The following is a 15,371-nucleotide window of genomic DNA, read 5'->3' on the forward strand; positions in this document are numbered from 1 at the left end:
GTGCCGGGGAATCCCCGGCACGGGGGCCGCTGAGCCGAGCCGTTCCTCACCGGGGGCACCGCGGCGGTTCCCTCACCCACCGCCTGCGGACCCGGGGTGCGGCTCGCCCTCCCTTCCATTCTCCCACCAGGGGCCCCGGCACGGGCGGCGCGGCAAGGCGGGCCCGGTCGTCTCGCGCGCATCGGCCCCTGGCCGCACAGTGGAAACGATGAGCTGGACGAGCGGCGGGCGGGCAGCCCGCGGGCAGGGAGAAATGGCTGATCGGGAGGCGTGAGGGGCGATGACCAGCGGTGCCGGTTCCGGCCGGTACGCGCACCTGGACCCGGACACCGGGCCGGCCTTCGAGGAACTGGCCGTACTGGCCGACGGTGACCGCAAGGAGAGGCTGCGCGAGGAGATCCTGCGGGCCTGGCTGCCGATGGCCCACCGGCTGGCCCGGCGCTACACCGGCCGCGGGGAGAGCGACGAGGACCTGCGGCAGGTGGCCGCGCTCGGCCTGCTCAAGGCGATCGACGCGTTCGACCCGCGGGCGGACACCCCGTTCGGCGCGTTCGCGGTGCCCACCATCGTCGGCGAGCTCAAGCGGCACTTCCGCGACGCGATGTGGGCGGTGCACGTCCCACGCAGCGTCAAGGACCTGCGGACCAAGGTCTTCCGCGCCCGCGAGGAGCTGGTCGCCCGCGCCGGTCAGCAGGAGGTCACCGTGGGCGACCTGGCCGCCCACACCGGCCTGACCCAGGAGGAGGTCCTGCTCGGCCTCGACGCCGAGAACACCTTCACCACGCTGTCCCTGGAACGGCCCCTGGGCGGCGACGGCTCCGACACGCTCGGCGAACTCGTCGGGCAGGAGGACCCGGCCCTGGCCCTGGTCGACGACCGCGCGGCGGCCACCGCGGGCCTGCGGATGCTCCCGGAGCGTGAGCGGCGCATCCTCTACCTGCGCTACTTCATGGGCCTCACGCAGAAGGAAATAGGCGACCGGGTCGGCCTCTCCCAGATGCACATCTCCCGCCTGCTGCGCCGCTCCTGCGACTTCGTCCGCGAACAGACCTTCGCCGCCCCGCGGACGTAGGAAGTCCGGTGCGCGCGGCGCCCCTCGGCCGGGTCGCCGCCCCGGTCCGGGCGGGGCACTCTGGAAGCGTAATCGCGTGCCATGAGCCGAGCTGTGAGGTGCCTGATGAGCACTCTCGAAGAACACATCGACATCAGCGTTCCCCTTGATACGGCGTGGGAATGCCTGCATCGCGCGGAGACCTATCCGCGGTTCCTGGAAGGGGTGCGCGCGGCCCGCTCGGAGGGGGAGCGGACCCGTCTGGACGTCGAGGCGGGCGGCCGCACCCGGGAGTTCGAGGTCAGGATCACCGACCGGGGCGGGGAGAACGTGATGACGTGGCGGACCACGAGCGGGCCCACCCTGGGAGGCGCCTTCTCGCTGCTGTCCCTCGACGACGACCACACCCGCCTGCAGGCCCGGTTCGAGTACGAGCCGGGGACCATCACCGAGACCTTCGGCGGGCCCAAGGGCTTCGCCCAGGCCGCCGTCATCGAGCGGGGCCTGCGCAGTGATCTGCAGCAGTTCAAGGAGCTGGTGGAGCACGGCGGGTGAGCCGCGCCGGTGCTTCCTGAGGCGGAGGGGCGGTTTCCTGACGGGAGACGGCGATGCCGGACGCAGTGGTGATCGGTGCCGGGCCCAACGGGCTGGTCGCGGCGAACCTGCTGGCCGACGCCGGGTGGACGGTCGAGGTGCTGGAGGAGCAGGAGGAGCCGGGTGGCGCGGTCCGCAGTGACCGCGGCGTGCACGCCGATTACGTCAGCGACCTGTGCAGCTCGTTCTACCCCCTGGCCGCCGCCTCCCCGGTCCTCGCGCGCCTGGACCTGTACGAGCAGGGGCTGGTGTGGAGCCACGCGCCCCGGGTGCTGGCCCACCCGCTGACGGACGGCCGCTGCGCGGTGCTGGACCGCTCCCCCGGGGACACGGCGGCGGCCCTGGAGACGTTCGGCGCCGGCGACGGGGTCGCCTGGCAGGGGCTGTGCGGCATCTGGGACCGGATCGGCCCGGACCTGATCCGGGCCCTGTTCACCCCCTTCCCCCCGGTCCGGGCGACGGCCCGGCTGGCCGCCCGGCTCCGCGCGGCGGGCGGGCTGCGACTGGCCCGGCAGCTGCTGCTGCCCGTACGGCGCCTGGGCGACGAGGAGTTCCACGGCGAGGCCGGGCGGCTGCTGCTGGCGGGCAACGCGCTGCACGCCGACCTCGCCCCGGAAGCGGCGGGCAGTGGTGGGATCGGCTGGCTGATGTCGATGCTGGCGCAGGCCTACGGCTTCCCGGCGCCGGCCGGCGGGGCGCAGCAGCTGACCTGGGCGCTGGTCCGGCGGCTGCAGCGGCGCGGCGGGGTGCTGCGCTGCGGGGAGCGGGTGGTCGGGATCGTGGTCCGGGCCGGGCGCGCGGTGGCGGTGCGCACCGCGATCGGCGAGACCGTGCCGGCGCGCCGGGCGGTGCTGGCCGATGTGTCCGTCCCGGCGCTCTACGGCCGGCTGATCGACCCGCGTGAGCTGCCCGGCCGTCTGCTGGCGGATCTGCGGCGCTTCCAGTGGGACTTCGCCACGTTCAAGGTGGACTGGGCGCTGGGCGGTCCGGTGCCGTGGGCGGCCGAGGCCGCCGCCACCGCCGGCACCGTGCACCTCGCCGGCGGGATGGACGAACTCACCCGGTTCGCCGCCCAGATCGCCATGGGGCAGGTGCCGGACCGGCCGTTCGCGCTGTTCGGGCAGATGACCACCGCGGACCCCACCCGCTCGCCGCCGGGCACCGAGTCGGCCTGGGCCTACACCCACGTACCGCACCGGGTCCGCGGGGACGCGGCGGAGCGGGGCACGATCACCGGCGCCTGGGACCCCGGGGAGCAGGAGACGATGGCGGACCGGGTGGAGGCGCAGGTCGAGCGGTTCGCCCCCGGTTTCCGGGCGCGGATCAAGGCCCGGCGGATCCTCGCCCCGCCCACCCTGGAGGCCATGGACGCCAACCTGCACGGCGGCGCGATCAACGGCGGCACCACCGCCGTCCACCAGCAGTTGTTCTTCCGGCCGCTGCCCGGCCTGGGACGTCCGGAAACCCCCGTCGAGGGCTCTACCTGGCCTCGGCCGGTGCGCATCCGGGCGGCGGGGTGCACGGCGCACCGGGGGCCAACGCGGCCCGGGCGGCCCTGCGCCGCGCACCGGGCAGCCTGCTCGCCCGCCGCCGGCGCGCCCTGGGCCGGGGCGCCCCGCTCCACGCCGGCACCTGGCCGTGACCCCCGGCCGGGCCGTGGCGCGCCGGCGCCGTCCATGACGACGCGGTACGCCCCGCGCGGTGCGCCGCCCTATGCCGCCTGCTGGTCGCCGTCCCGTCCCGGCACGACCAGGACGGGCGCGGCCGCCCGGTGCAGCACCTCGCCGCTCACCGAACCGAGCATCAGCCGGCGCAGACCCCCGCGGCCGTGGGTGCCGACGACCAGCAGGGCCGCGTCACGGGACGCCTCGGTCAGCATCGCCGCCGGGCGGACGCGTTCGACGCGGGCGTGCACCGTGACCTCGGGGAAGCGGTCGAGGCGCTTGGCGGCCTCCGTGCGGAGGATCTCCAGCGCGGCCGCGTCGAGCGCCTCGTAGTCCGGCGCGACCAGGCTGGGCCGGTCGGCACCTCGCCGGGGTGAAAGGTGGCGTGCAGCAGCTCAAGGCTCGCCCCGCGCGCCGCCGCCTCCTCGTACGCCACGTCCAGGGCCCGCGCCCCGATGTCGCCGAGGTCCACCCCGACCACCACCCGGTTGTCCGGGTCCGCGGGGGTCTCCCCGGGCCGTACGACGACGACCGGGCAGTCGGCGTGGGTGGCCACCTGCTGGCTGACCGACCCCAGTGGCAGCCGCGGGAAGCCGCCGCTGCCGCGGTGGCCGAGCACGAGGAAGGCGGCCTCGGCGGAGTGCTCCAGCAGGACCGGCGCGGGCCGGCCGGGGACCGTCTCCGTGGTCACCGTGATGCCGGGGAACTCCGACCGGGCGAGCTCGGCGAGCCGTTCGGTGACGGCGGCCTCCGGTGCCGGCGGCCCGTGCCCGTCCTCGCCCGCGGCGGTGTCGGCAGGGTCGTCCGGGTGGCCGGTGACGACGTGCAGCAGATGCAGCGGGGTGTGGTGCAGCCCGGCCTGCCGCGCGGCGTGCCGGACCACCGTCCGTTGGTCGCTTCCTTCGTCAACTCCGGCCAGGACCGGGCGGATCGGTGAGACACCGGACATCTGGTCACTCCTGTTCGGGTCGGACATACCGGGGCCGGGCGGTCCCGGGGGAAGGGCGGCTACCCCGCGGCGGAGCGGTCAAGCGGGCCCGTCCGGTCCGATCGTGTCCGGGGCCAGCAGCATGAGCGCCACGTCGTCCTGCCGGTCCGCCCCGGAGTACCGGTTCTCCAGCAGGACGTCGGCGAGGGCGTCGGGGTGCCGGGGCGGTGCCGCGCTCAGCCGGCCGGCCAGCTCGTCGACCGCACGGTCCAGGTCGACCCCCGGCTGCTCCACCAGCCCGTCGGTGTAGAGCGCCAGCACGGAGTCCGGCGGCAGGTCGATCTCGGTGGCCTCGTACCGGGCGTCGGGGTCGATGCCCAGCAGCAGCCCGTGCGGCACGTCCAGCACCCGGGTGTGCCGGTCGGGATGACGGAGCAGCGGCGGCGGGTGGCCGGCACTGGCCAGACAGGCCCGGCCGGAGCGCAGGTTGATGTGGACGTACAGGCAGCTGGTGAACAGGTCGGGGTCCAGGTCGGTCAGCAGCCGGTTCGTCCGGGCCAGCACCTCGCCCGGGGAGGCGCCCGCCGTCGCGTGGGCGTGCACGGCGGTACGGGCCTGCCCCATCAGGGCGGCCGCCGCCGCGTTGTGGCCCTGCACGTCACCGATGACCGCGGCCACGCTGTCCTCGTCGAGGCGGATCAGGTCGTAGAAGTCGCCGCCGATGTCCATGCCGCGGGTCGACGGCAGATAGCGGGCGGCGACCGCGAGGCCGGGCACCGGCGGCAGACCGTGCGGCAGCAGTCCGGCCTGCAGGTCGTGGGCCAGCTGCTGTTTCGCGTCGTACAGCCGGGCCCGGTCCAGCGCCTGGGCGATCAGCCCGGCCAGCGAGGTCAGGACCTGGCGCTCCTCCATGCTGAAGGTGCGGGGGCGGGTGTACGAGAGGATGCAGCAGCCGACCGGGCGGCCGGAGACGATCAGCGGCAGCACGGCCCGGGCCGCCTTGCCCGTCAGCTGCGGCAGCCCCGGGTACTCGCCTTCCATCTGCTCGGGGGTGGTGTAGAAGCTGGGCTCGCCGGTCGACAGGGCGTGCACCGCCGGGCTCTTCGCGGCGCCCAGCGCGAGTCCCTCGAAGGCGGCGATGGCCTCGGCGGGGTAACCACGGTGGCCGATGGTCCGCAGCCGGCCGCCTTCCGTCGCGTACATGAGCATGCCCTGGGCGCCGAAGGCCGGTACGATCTGGTCGGCGACGAGGTCGACGACGTCCTGGACGCCCACCGCCTCGGTGAGCGCGGCCGCCAGGTGCAGCACGTGGTAGATCTGCCCGGCCCGGGGCGGCACCGCCTCTCCCGGGGCGGGCACCGGCAGCGGGCCGTACTCCTTGCCGGCCGGGACCTCCGAGGGCACGATCCACACGCTCAGGCCGCGGCCGTCCGGGAACAGCCGGAAGGTGAGCCACCGGTCGGGCGGGCGGAGGGCGACGAAGGACATCGGCTGACGGCTGATCACCGCGGCGCGGTACCGGTCCTCGAACACCGGGTCACGCAGCCAGGGCAGCGCGTCCCAGGGGCGCGCGCCGATGAGCCGGTCCGGCTCCGCGTCCAGCAGTTCCGCCGCGCCGGTCGTGACCAGGGTGATGGAGCCGTCCAGGTCGAGCGCGCACGCGCCGCCGGGCAGTCGTTCGGCGAAATCGACCGCGGCCTGCGCCTCCTCGGGGCCGACGGTCCGGGCCGGTGGCGGGGTCAGCACCCGCGGCTCGACCGGCCGCGGCGGGTGCCCGTCGGACCCCCGGGGGTGCCGCGCCAGCACCGCGGCGAGCTGCCGGCAGCCGTGCTCGACGCGCGCCCGCTCGTCCTCCGACAGGTGCGGCGGATGCCCGGCCGGCCACAGGAGCAGCAGCGCGCCCCGTATTCCGTCCTCGTCCCGGTCGCCGATCGGCGCCGCGGCCAGCGCGAAGTCGTACGGCACGGCCACCGCCGTACGGGGGAAGTCACGGACCAGCTGCTGATGGCTGCCCGCCCACACCAGGTGCCGGCGGCGGACGGCGACCGCGACCGGGATGGGGGCGGCCAGCGCCACCCGGCTCCACGGCTCCAGGAACGGGGCGGGCACCCCGCTCATGACGGTCAGCTGCAGCACCGGCTCGTCGTCCGCGAGCACGTACACACCGCCCACGGAGGCCCCGGCGTCCAGCATCACCCGGAGCAGTGCCCGGTCCAGCGGGTCGGTTCCGGTCCCGCCGCTCATCTCGCACCTTCACACCGCTGTCGTCGTGGCATGGATGACCCGGTCCGGCCCGCCGTCCGTCCGGAACAGTGCCGACGTTACGCCGACGACCGGATCACGGCATGCGAGCGCCCCGCCGTGGCCCGGCCCGCGGCGGGGCGCTCGCAGGGGCCCGGGCGGCTGCGGGCCGTCTGGCTCGCGAGATGGGACAAACCGCCGTATATCATGTAATGGCGCCTCTTGAACATGGCGCGGGCCGCATGTCACCTCCGAATCCTGAGAGGAAACATGGCCGCAGACGAAGAGGACGACGAAGCACCGGACCGGCGCCCGAGCCGCGAGAAGACGGCGGGGAAGGGCAGCGATTCACCTTCCGGCAGCCGGAAAACGGAGGAGAGTGGAACGGAGCGCGCCGCCCGCCGCGTTTCCGCGCCGCGGGCCATGCGCTACGCGGCCGAGCAGCTCCAGGAGCTCCTGGGCCGGGCCCCCGAGTCCGTCTCCGCGGTCCAACCGACGGAGGACGGCTGGCTGGCCGACGTGGAGGTCCTGGAACTCGAACGCGTCCCCACAACGAGCAGCGTGATGGCGAGCTACCGGGTGACGCTCGACGAAGAGGGCGAGCTGATGTCCTACGAGCGCACCCGTCGCTACACCAAAGGGCAGATCGGCCAGAGCTAGGCCGGGTGGCGCCGCCATCACCGTTCGCCAAGTGAACGACACGGCCACTCCGGAGGAATCCGGGGTGCGCCGGTGAAAGGGAGGCACCGTGAGTGTAGTGCCGCAAGGAGGAGGCGCCGTGGCGACGGGTGGCGGACAGGCCACCGGCAACCTCTACGACGTCGTGGAACTGCTCCTGGACCGTGGTCTGGTCATCGACGTCTTCGCACGGGTCTCGCTGGTGGGCCTGGAGATCCTCAAGGTCGACGCCCGCATCGTCGTCGCCAGCGTGGACACCTACCTGCGCTTCGCCGAAGCCTGCAACCGCCTCGACCTGGAGTCCGGGCGCAAGGCCCCGTCCAAGCTGACGGACGTCGTCGGCGAGGTCACCGAGGGCGGCGCGCGCGGCAAGACCAAGGGCGCGCTGAGCGGCGTCGCGGAGTCCGTGGCCGACGCCCTGAAGGCCGGCGTCCAGGAGTCCGAGGAACGGCACAAGGAGCCCGCGGCCAAGCGCGAGCGACCGGTGAGGCACCGAAAGGACTGAGCCATGCCCGTCTACGTCTACTCGATCGTCTCCCGCAGCCATCCGCAGAAGCTCGACGGTCTGCACGGAGTGGGTGACCCACCGTCAGAATTGCGCACGGTGGTCGGCGAGAAGCTGACCGCGGTGGTCAGTGACGCCCCCGAGGAGCTACGGCCCAAGCGCCGCGACCTCGCCGCCCATCAGGCCGTGCAGGAACGGCTGATGGCCGACGGCACGGCCCTGCCGCTGCAGTTCGGCTTCACGGCCGACGACGAGGACGCGGTACGGACCGTGCTGGAGGAACGCGCGGAGGAGTTCGCCGAGCGGCTGCAGGCCCTGGAGGGCTGCGTCGAGTACCACCTCAAGGTCGCCCAGGACGAGGAGGCGATGCTGCGCCAGATCCTCACGGAATCGGACCAGGCCCGCCGGATGAACGAAGAGGTCAGGAGCGGTCGGGCCGGCCCGGACCTGCCGCTCGCGCTCGGCGAACTGGTCTCGAAGGAGGTCGACGCACGCAAGGACCGGCTGGCCGCCGCGGTCTCCGAGGCGCTCGGCGGGTTCGCCCGCGAGGAAAGCACCTACAAGCCGGCCGGGGACGATTTCCTCAGCATGTCCTTCCTCGTCGACAAGGAGCAGGAGGAGCGCCTGCGCAGCGCGGTGCAGAAGATCGCGGACGAACTGGGCGAGGACTTCGACCTGCGGCTGCGCGGTCCGCTCCCCGTCTACAGTTTCGTCTGATCCGTCCGGCCCGGCCGGTCGTCCGGCGCTTCCGGGCGTCCGGCCCGCGGCCTCGTCCAGGGAGTTCCCATGGGTCTGCTGGGACAGATCGCCACCCTTCCGATCGCCCCGGTGCGCGGCATCGTCTGGGTCATGGAGCGGGTGGTCGAGGCAGCCGAGAACGAGTACTACGACCCCGCTCCGGTGGAGCAGCAACTCGCCGCTCTGGAGCGGCAGTTGCTGGCCGGGGAGATCGATGAGGAGACCTTCGACCGGCGGGAGGACGAACTGCTGGACCGGCTGGAGGAGATCCGCGCCCATATCCGGGGCGCCGGCGGCTGAGCCGGGCCGCCCGGCCGCCGCAACGGCAGGGAAGCGAGGTGCAGGGCCGTGAGCGAACCCCTCGCCAGGAGGCTGGGTGACCATCCGTCCAGGGCCGCCCCGCCCGGCGGCCAGGGCACTTCGGCCAACCTCGCCGACATCCTGGAACGGGTCCTGGAGAAGGGCCTCGTCATCGCCGGTGACATCCAGATCAACCTCCTGGACATCGAGCTGCTCACGATCAAGCTGCGGCTGCTGATCGCGTCGGTGGACAAGGCGAAGGAGATGGGCATCGACTGGTGGGAGCACGACCCGGCACTGTCCTCCCGGGCCTCCGACGGCTACCGCTCGCTCGCCGAGGAGAACCGGCGGCTGCGGGCCGAACTCGCCGCCGCGCGCGGCCGGCCCGCGGGCGACGAACTGCCGCCGGGCGACACGGCGGAGCGGCCCGAGGAAGCCGAGGAGGCCGACGAGGCCGAGAACGTCCGGGCGAACGAGCGGGCCGCGGTGACCCGGCAGGCCGGGCAGGCCGGGCGGGCCAAGCGGGCCAAGGCGGCCGAGCCGGTCGAGCGGGCCGAGCCGGTCGAGCGACCCGAGCCGGCCGAGCGACCCGAGGCGACCGAACGGGCCGAGCCGACCGGGCAGGCCGAGGCGGCCCGGCGCACGGACCGCCCGGCCGCCCGCGGCCGGCGCAGCGTGAGCGGCAACCCGGGCACGTCGGGCCGGGCCCGCACCTCCGGCACCGCACGCAAGCGGGCCGAACCGCGCCCCCGGGGCAAGAAGCGGGACGAGCCATGACCGAGCTCATCAGCTATGCCTACGCGGTCGCGCGGGACGCCGACGGATCGCTGGAAGCGGAGCTGTCCGGGCTCCCGGGGGTGGCCGACGCACCGGTCCGCCTGGTGCGCACCGGCGACGACGCCGATGTGGTCGTCGCCGTCAGCGCGGTGCCCGCGGCGGACTTCGACGAGCAGGCCCTGCGCGCCCACCTGGAGGACCTGGACTGGCTGGAGGTCGTCGCCCGCGCCCACCACCGGGTGATCGAGGCACTGGCCGCCCGCAGCACCGTGCTGCCGCTGCGGCTGGCCACCGTCTACGTCGACGACGAGAGCGTCCGGCTGATGCTGGCGGACCGCCGGCGGGCGTTCGCCGACCGGCTCACCGAACTGGCCGCACAGACCGAGTGGGGGGTCAAGATCTACGTCGAGGCCGCGGCCCCCGAGGCCCCCGAGGAACCGTCCGCCGAGGACGTGAGTCCCGGACGGGCCTACCTCAGCCGGCGCCGGGCACAGCGCCACGCCCGCCAGGACGCCTACCGGCACGCCGAAGAGGCCGCCCGGCGGGTCGAGGACACCGCCCGCACGTACGCCGTCGACCAGGTCAGGCACCGGGCACAACAGGGCGAACTGGCCCAGGGCCCGGGGGAGAACGTCGTCAACGACGCCTATCTCGTGCCGCAGCAGGACGCCGAGGACTTCCGCACCGACGTCCTCCGGGCCGGCGAAGGCTTCCCCGGCGTCCGGGTGGAGGTCACCGGGCCCTGGGCGCCCTACTCCTTCGCCGTCCCCGCGGAGGCCGAACCCGTGCGGAGAGCCGCGCCGTGAGGCCCGTGGGCGGGCCGCCGGCCAGGGCGGACGAGCCGCTGCCGAACCAGCAGATCGCGCTGATCGACCTGCTGGACCGGCTGCTCAGCGGCGGTGTGGTGCTCACCGGCGACGTGGTGCTCTCCATCGCCGACATCGACCTCGTCCGCATCACACTGCGCGCGCTGGTCGTCTCCATCAGCGCCGCGAACCCCTCCCCGTGGCCCTCGCGCGAGGAACTGGCGCAGCGCGACGAGTTGACGTACCGGGAGGACCGGACGCTCCCGGAGGGCGGACCATGACGGAGGACGCCCGGTGGCCGGCCGGCGCCCGCTTCGACGAGGTCGCCGACGCGGCGGCGCGCGCCTTCCGCCTGCTGCCCGCGGCACCGGAGGACGACCTCCTGCGCACGCCGGGCGGTCCGTCGCACCGGCCCGCACACCGGATCGCCACCGATCCCGACACGGTGGAACGCGACCTCATGAAGCTCGTCCTCACCCTCGTCGAGCTGCTGCGGCAACTCATGGAGCGCCAGGCCCTGCACCGGGTCGACGCCGGGGACCTCTCCGAGGAGCAGGAGGAGCGGCTGGGCGAGACGCTGATGATCCTGCACAGCCGGATGGTGGACCTCTGCGCCCGGTACGACCTGTCACTGGAAGACCTCAATCTGGACCTCGGCCCCCTCGGGACCCTGCTGCCACCACCGTCCTGACCGGCGCCGTCCCGAACCGGACGCCGTCCCGAACCTGCGGCCCGGACCGGGCCGCACCACCAAGGAGCACGACAAGGACCACGACAGGAGCGCGAGATGGACATCAAGAAGAAGACCCGGGAGCTCGGCGGCACCGCCGCCGGAAAGGCCAGGGAAGCGATCGGCAGGACCAAGGAAGCGGCCGGCAAAGCCCGCGGTGACACCGGGCTCGAACACCGGGGCAAGGCCGAGAAGGCCATGGGGAAGGTCAAGCAGGCCGTGGAGAAGGGCCGGCACACCCTGAAGCACTGAGCCTGCCGCCCGGCCACCCCGGCCCACACCGGTCCCCGCCGCCCGTGTCTCCGTGCGGGCGGCGGGGACCGGTGCGCCAGGATCCCGGCCTCGGCCGGGGGTCAGCCGGCGTCGGGCAGCCGTACCCGGACGGTGCCGTCGGACTCCACGCTCACCTGGAACGCGGGCTGCGGCGCGGTGGCCGGCCCCCGTACGTTGGCGCCGTCCGCCAGCCGGAAGACGCTGCCGTGCCAGGGGCACTCCACACAGCCGTCCGCGACCTTCCCCTCCGACAGCGGTCCCGACATGTGGCTGCACCGGTCGGCGAGCACATGGATGTGGCCGCCCGGCTGCCGCACCACCACGAGGGGCACCTCGCCCAGCTCGCGGCGCACCGCCTCACCGACCGGGAAGTCCGTCACCCGGCCCACGGTGTGCCAGCCCGCCGCCACCAGGTGCGGCACCGGCTGGGCCTTGTTGGGGCCTGAGGCCTGCCGGTACGCGAGGTGGCCGCCCAGCAGCCCGCCGGTACCGGCCGCGCACAGCCCCGCGAGCCCGAGCGCCTTGCCCAGGGCCGTACGGCCGCGGCCGCGCTGTACCCAGGAGTTCGCGTACAGGCCGATGGCCGCGGCGATCGACCCGGCGTGCACCAGCCCGGTGCGCATCTGGTCCTCGTGCTGCTCGGCCCAGTCCACCCAGCCGGCCAGCGCGGCCGGTACGGCGGACAGCACGCCCACGCCCACCAGCACCCGGGCCCCGCGCCGGGTGCCGGGCACCAGGTCCAGCACCGCGGCGGACAGCCACGAGCCCAGCGGGAGCTGTACCAGCGCCGGGTGCAGCGGATGGCCGATCGGCAGTCCGTGCAGCACATCGCGCCAGCGCCCCAGGGGCAGTCCGCGGACCGCCCGCTGGAGCGGGCCGATCACCCGGTCCAGCTGCTCCAGGCGGCCCAGCTCGTCGAGGGAGCGCAGGAAGGTGGCCTCGGTGCGGGCCGCGACGCCTTTCCGCGTGCCGGTGTCGCCACCGGAACCGGTGGCGGTTTGAAGGACGCCCGTACCCGGGGCGAGGACGGCGAATTTCGGGTACCGCGCGGAGAGCCGCATCAGCCTCACTCCTCTTCGGTCTCTTCCTCGTCCTCTTCGGCGGGCTCTTCCTCGTCCTCCTCCTCCGCTTCGGATTCCTCGCCTTCCTCCCCCTCTTCGCCCTCTTCTTCCTCCGCCGCCTCTTCTTCTCCTTCTTCGCCCTCTTCCTCGCCTTCCTCGGCGGCTTCGCTCTCCTCTTCCTCGACGGCCTCCTCATGGGTCCGTACGACCTCGCCGTCGCGGATCTCGCCGCGCCAGCCCTCCGGCTCCTCGTTGGTGAGGGTCACGTAGCGCTGGAAGTGTTTGAAGTCCAGCCGCAGCCGTCGTCCCTGCGCGCGCCAGATGTTTCCGGTCTTCTCGAAGAAGCCCGAGGCGTAGTACTCGACGACCAGCACGATGCGGGTCAGATTCGGCGCCAGCTCGTGGAAACTCACCGCGCCCCGGGTCGATCCCTTGGCGCCCTCGGAGGTCCAGACGATCCGGTCGTCCGGTATCTGTTCCTGGACGGTCGCCTTCCAGCCCCGGGTCGACGGCCCGACCTTGGCCTTCCAGTCGCTGGTCGTCTCGTCGTGCGGCGACACGTTCCGCACGCCCTTGGTGAAGCGGGTGAACTTCTCGTACTGCGTCCAGTGGTCATAGGCGGTACGCACCGGCACACCGACGTCGAGGACCTCGATGATGTTGGTGACCTTCCGGTCGCCCGAGGCGCGTTTCTTTCCGCCGCCGAAGGCCTCCTTGGCCTTGCCGAGCAGACTGTCCTTGACGCTCTTCGCCGTTCCGGAGAGCACCGCCTTGGCGGGGGACTTGCCGCCCAGCAGGCCCAGGCCGATCTCCTTGCCCAGGGATCCGCCGTGCTCGGCGACATCGGTGAGCCGGTCCGTCATGTCCGTCAGCTTGTCGCCGGCCCGTTCGGCGAGGCTCCCCACCCATGCCGTCATGAGGTTGCCGAGCTCGTCACGCACCCGGTCCAGCCCCGCGTCCACGTCCGTTCCCGTTCGAACCATGACCGGTCACCTCCCGCCTCTGCCGCGCGACGCGGTCTTCTTGGCGGCGCTCTTCTTCGCCGGAGCCTTCTTGGCCGCCTTGGCGGTCTTCTTTCCCGCCGGGGCCTTCTTGGCGGCAGCCTTCTTTGCCGGGGCCTTTTTGGCGGCTTTCTTGGCGGCGGTCTTCTTCGCCGGGGCCCTCTTGGGCGGAGACTTCTTCGCCGGGGCCCGTTCCGCGCGCGCTCCGCCGCGGGGCCGCTCCTCCTCTTCCTCTTCTTCCTCCTCCGGCTCCTCTTCCTCGTCCTCGTACTCGCCCTCTTCCTCCCCTTCCTCGGGTTCCTCCTCCTCTTCTTCCTCGTCGGAGGGCTCCTCCTCGTACTCCTCCTCTTCCTCGTCCTCGTACTCCTCAGGACCGAGCTGGAGGCGGCGGGTCCGGTCCTGCAGCGTCTCGGCGAGCGAGGTCAGCTGGCGGGTGGTGGCGGCCGCCAGGGCCTTGCGGCCGGCGCCCATCACCTCACCGCGGAGCTGGTCGCCCAGTTCCGCGACCTGGGGTATCTCCCCGAGCCTGCGGACGCTGTCCGACACCAGCTGACGTGGGTCGAGACCGGATTGGCGCCCGGCGAGATAGGACGCCGCCGTGAGGGCGAGCCGGCCCTTCTTGGTACGGCCCAGCACATAGCCGCCGGCCATGGCGGCGGCGAGCATGATCTTCGTTCTCTCGTTCATGGACGTGTCACCTTTTCCTGGGCAGCCGGCCGATCGGCGCCATATCTCCAGAGTGATCCCTGTGGTGACCTGCGCATCTCGGGCGCCTCTCGCGGATGCGGGGCGCGGTCGCGCCCCGTGGGCAGGCCGGGACGGCGGGTTCGCTCGCCGTTACGGGCGGCCCGTTCTACGGGTTACCGGCGGTCCGGAAGAAAAACACGCGGGGCGGTCAAAGTGGCGTCGATGCGGTCAAAAAGCGGTCAAAAAGCCGCAGGGTGTCCGTCCTGCCGCCGGCCGGCACGTATGCGGACGGAAGAGGACGGTCCTAGGCTCGGAATATGCCGGGATCACGCCGTGCCCCGCCTCGTGCGGGAGCAGACCGTGTGGGAGCCGGGGGAGCGCGGCGTGCCCGCCGGTGGGCGGCCGCGGCCCGGCTGCCGGCCGTGGCGGCGGTGGTGGCCCTGCTCGGCGTGCCGGCCGGCACGCCCGCCGCCCTGGCGGGAACTCCCGTGCCGGCGGCCGCCGCTGACCCGTCCCCCGGCCCGGGCCGGCGGGCTTCTACCAGCAGCGGCTCTCCTGGGCGCGGTGCGGCCCGGACGTCCAGAAGAGCGCCCGCAGCCAGGGTGACACCGCGCCGCCGGGCTTCGCCGACCGGCTGGAGTGCGCGCGGCTGACCGTACCGCGGGACTACGACCACCCCGACCGGACCGCACTGCGGGTCCAGCTGATCCGGCTGCGAGCCACCGGGCCCGGCAAGCGGCTCGGCTCCCTCGTGCTCAACCCCGGCGGCCCGGGTGCTTCCGGCGTCGACTACCTGATCGGCAGCGGCAGCGCCTTCGCGCGCCCGAACCAGCGCTACGACCTCGTCGGCTTCGATCCGCGCGGCACCGGCCGCACCGAACCCGTCTCCTGCGGCAGCCGGCTCGCCCCGCCGCCCGGCAACGCCGCCGACGACACCCTCGCGGCGAAGGAGAAGCGCATCAACGAGGCGTGCGGGCGGTACTCCGGCGGGCTGCTGCCCTGGGTCGGCACCACGGAGGTCGCCCGGGACATGGACGTGCTGCGCGCCGCGGTCCACGACGACAAGCTCAACTACCTGGGGTTCTCCTACGGCACCAAGCTCGGCGCGGTCTACGCCCATGAATTCCCGGACAAGGTCGGCCGGATGGTGCTGGACGGCGTCGAGGACCCCACCAAGAACACCTGGCAGACCGCGCTCGCCCAGGCCCGCGGCTTCCAGCGGGCACTGGACGACTTCACCGCCGACTGCGTCCGTGCCACGGACTGCCCGCTCGGTACGGACGACGGCCGGGCGCAGGACCAACTGCTCCGCTGGTACCGGCAGTTGACCGATACGC

Annotated in this window: 17 protein-coding genes and 2 pseudogenes; 13 read left to right on the forward strand and 6 right to left on the reverse strand. The window is 73.6% G+C overall.

What is annotated here, in order from left to right:
• Positions 1-280: 280 nt before the first annotated feature.
• From OJ254_RS22035 to OJ254_RS22045, 3 genes and pseudogenes are all read left to right on the forward strand, one after another.
• Positions 281-1,072 (forward strand): SigB/SigF/SigG family RNA polymerase sigma factor, encoded by a 792-nt coding sequence (locus tag OJ254_RS22035; protein ID WP_265363707.1) that lies wholly within the window; start codon positions 281-283, stop codon positions 1,070-1,072.
• Positions 1,073-1,177: 105 nt separating this feature from the next.
• Entirely contained in the window at positions 1,178-1,606 is a 429-nt protein-coding gene (locus OJ254_RS22040; protein ID WP_265363708.1) for an SRPBCC family protein, read from the forward strand.
• 53 nt (positions 1,607-1,659) lie between these two features.
• Positions 1,660-3,287, forward strand: a pseudogene (locus OJ254_RS22045) (phytoene desaturase family protein).
• 69 nt (positions 3,288-3,356) lie between these two features.
• Here the strand turns inward: OJ254_RS22045 and OJ254_RS22050 are convergent.
• The 3 genes from OJ254_RS22050 to OJ254_RS22060 form a co-directional block, all read right to left on the reverse strand.
• The gene (locus OJ254_RS22050) at positions 3,357-3,617 is read right to left on the reverse strand and encodes a universal stress protein (protein ID WP_341483783.1); all 261 of its coding nucleotides are present in this window, start codon (positions 3,615-3,617) and stop codon (positions 3,357-3,359) included.
• Positions 3,518-4,258 (reverse strand): universal stress protein, encoded by a 741-nt coding sequence (locus tag OJ254_RS22055; RefSeq protein WP_265363709.1) that lies wholly within the window; start codon positions 4,256-4,258, stop codon positions 3,518-3,520. The genes OJ254_RS22050 and OJ254_RS22055 overlap by 100 nt, the downstream gene beginning before the upstream one ends.
• Positions 4,259-4,336: 78 nt before the next feature.
• Positions 4,337-6,481, reverse strand: a complete 2,145-nt coding sequence (locus tag OJ254_RS22060) for a SpoIIE family protein phosphatase (protein WP_265363710.1) — start codon at positions 6,479-6,481, stop codon at positions 4,337-4,339.
• Between the two features lie 267 nt (positions 6,482-6,748).
• Here OJ254_RS22060 and OJ254_RS22065 point away from each other — a divergent pair, with 267 nt between their 5' ends.
• The 9 genes from OJ254_RS22065 (at position 6,749) to OJ254_RS22105 (ending at position 11,264) form a co-directional block, all read left to right on the forward strand.
• On the forward strand, positions 6,749-7,138 hold the full coding sequence (locus OJ254_RS22065) for a gas vesicle protein GvpO (RefSeq protein WP_265363711.1): 390 nt from the start codon (positions 6,749-6,751) through the stop codon (positions 7,136-7,138).
• A gap of 88 nt (positions 7,139-7,226) precedes the next feature.
• Positions 7,227-7,661 carry a gas vesicle structural protein GvpA gene (locus OJ254_RS22070; RefSeq protein WP_030411251.1) on the forward strand — a complete coding sequence of 145 codons (435 nt, stop codon included), beginning with the start codon at positions 7,227-7,229 and terminating at the stop codon, positions 7,659-7,661.
• A 3-nt stretch (positions 7,662-7,664) separates the two neighbouring features.
• A complete protein-coding gene (locus OJ254_RS22075) occupies positions 7,665-8,378 on the forward strand; it encodes a GvpL/GvpF family gas vesicle protein (protein ID WP_265363712.1) in 714 nt (237 codons plus the stop codon).
• 69 nt (positions 8,379-8,447) lie between these two features.
• The gene (locus OJ254_RS22080) at positions 8,448-8,699 is read left to right on the forward strand and encodes a gas vesicle protein GvpG (protein ID WP_265363713.1); all 252 of its coding nucleotides are present in this window, start codon (positions 8,448-8,450) and stop codon (positions 8,697-8,699) included.
• Positions 8,700-8,747: 48 nt separating this feature from the next.
• On the forward strand, positions 8,748-9,476 hold the full coding sequence (locus OJ254_RS31710; protein WP_265363714.1) for a gas vesicle protein GvpJ: 729 nt from the start codon (positions 8,748-8,750) through the stop codon (positions 9,474-9,476).
• A complete protein-coding gene (locus OJ254_RS22090; RefSeq protein ID WP_265363715.1) occupies positions 9,473-10,282 on the forward strand; it encodes a GvpL/GvpF family gas vesicle protein in 810 nt (269 codons plus the stop codon). The genes OJ254_RS31710 and OJ254_RS22090 overlap by 4 nt, the downstream gene beginning before the upstream one ends.
• Complete coding sequence (locus OJ254_RS22095; RefSeq protein ID WP_265363716.1) at positions 10,279-10,563, forward strand: gas vesicle protein; 285 nt, start codon at positions 10,279-10,281, stop codon at positions 10,561-10,563. The genes OJ254_RS22090 and OJ254_RS22095 overlap by 4 nt, the downstream gene beginning before the upstream one ends.
• Positions 10,560-10,973, forward strand: coding sequence for a gas vesicle protein K (locus OJ254_RS22100; protein WP_265363717.1), 414 nt, complete (start codon positions 10,560-10,562; stop codon positions 10,971-10,973). The genes OJ254_RS22095 and OJ254_RS22100 overlap by 4 nt, the downstream gene beginning before the upstream one ends.
• A 96-nt stretch (positions 10,974-11,069) precedes the next feature.
• Positions 11,070-11,264 (forward strand): CsbD family protein, encoded by a 195-nt coding sequence (locus OJ254_RS22105; protein WP_265363718.1) that lies wholly within the window; start codon positions 11,070-11,072, stop codon positions 11,262-11,264.
• 101 nt (positions 11,265-11,365) lie between these two features.
• Here OJ254_RS22105 and OJ254_RS22110 read toward each other — a convergent pair whose 3' ends face one another.
• Genes OJ254_RS22110 through OJ254_RS22120 form a run of 3 tightly spaced genes read right to left on the reverse strand, consistent with a single transcriptional unit; the run spans position 11,366 to position 14,034 of the window.
• Positions 11,366-12,346, reverse strand: coding sequence for a Rieske (2Fe-2S) protein (locus OJ254_RS22110; RefSeq protein ID WP_265363719.1), 981 nt, complete (start codon positions 12,344-12,346; stop codon positions 11,366-11,368).
• Positions 12,347-12,351: 5 nt separating this feature from the next.
• A complete protein-coding gene (locus tag OJ254_RS22115; protein WP_265363720.1) occupies positions 12,352-13,329 on the reverse strand; it encodes an SRPBCC family protein in 978 nt (325 codons plus the stop codon).
• Positions 13,330-13,335: 6 nt separating this feature from the next.
• The gene (locus OJ254_RS22120; RefSeq protein WP_265363721.1) at positions 13,336-14,034 is read right to left on the reverse strand and encodes a histone protein; all 699 of its coding nucleotides are present in this window, start codon (positions 14,032-14,034) and stop codon (positions 13,336-13,338) included.
• A gap of 751 nt (positions 14,035-14,785) precedes the next feature.
• On the opposite strand from OJ254_RS22120, the pseudogene OJ254_RS22125 reads away from it, so the two are divergent.
• Positions 14,786-15,310: pseudogene (locus tag OJ254_RS22125) on the forward strand (alpha/beta fold hydrolase); the annotation flags it as partial.
• Positions 15,311-15,371: the final 61 nt, after the last annotated feature.

Origin of the sequence: Streptomyces endophytica (genome assembly GCF_026153355.1) — a bacterium.
In the GTDB taxonomy this organism is placed as follows: Bacteria; Actinomycetota; Actinomycetes; order Streptomycetales; family Streptomycetaceae; genus Streptomyces; species Streptomyces endophytica.

Coding starts and splice junctions, on each gene's coding strand:
- OJ254_RS22035 (WP_265363707.1), top strand. CDS start 281: ATGACCAGCGGTGCCGGTTCCGGCCGGTACGCGCACCTGGACCCGGAC.
- OJ254_RS22040 (WP_265363708.1), top strand. CDS start 1,178: ATGAGCACTCTCGAAGAACACATCGACATCAGCGTTCCCCTTGATACG.
- OJ254_RS22055 (WP_265363709.1), bottom strand. CDS start 4,258: ATGTCCGGTGTCTCACCGATCCGCCCGGTCCTGGCCGGAGTTGACGAA.
- OJ254_RS22060 (WP_265363710.1), bottom strand. CDS start 6,481: ATGAGCGGCGGGACCGGAACCGACCCGCTGGACCGGGCACTGCTCCGG.
- OJ254_RS22065 (WP_265363711.1), top strand. CDS start 6,749: ATGGCCGCAGACGAAGAGGACGACGAAGCACCGGACCGGCGCCCGAGC.
- OJ254_RS22075 (WP_265363712.1), top strand. CDS start 7,665: ATGCCCGTCTACGTCTACTCGATCGTCTCCCGCAGCCATCCGCAGAAG.
- OJ254_RS22080 (WP_265363713.1), top strand. CDS start 8,448: ATGGGTCTGCTGGGACAGATCGCCACCCTTCCGATCGCCCCGGTGCGC.
- OJ254_RS22090 (WP_265363715.1), top strand. CDS start 9,473: ATGACCGAGCTCATCAGCTATGCCTACGCGGTCGCGCGGGACGCCGAC.
- OJ254_RS22100 (WP_265363717.1), top strand. CDS start 10,560: ATGACGGAGGACGCCCGGTGGCCGGCCGGCGCCCGCTTCGACGAGGTC.
- OJ254_RS22105 (WP_265363718.1), top strand. CDS start 11,070: ATGGACATCAAGAAGAAGACCCGGGAGCTCGGCGGCACCGCCGCCGGA.
- OJ254_RS22110 (WP_265363719.1), bottom strand. CDS start 12,346: ATGCGGCTCTCCGCGCGGTACCCGAAATTCGCCGTCCTCGCCCCGGGT.
- OJ254_RS22115 (WP_265363720.1), bottom strand. CDS start 13,329: ATGGTTCGAACGGGAACGGACGTGGACGCGGGGCTGGACCGGGTGCGT.
- OJ254_RS22120 (WP_265363721.1), bottom strand. CDS start 14,034: ATGAACGAGAGAACGAAGATCATGCTCGCCGCCGCCATGGCCGGCGGC.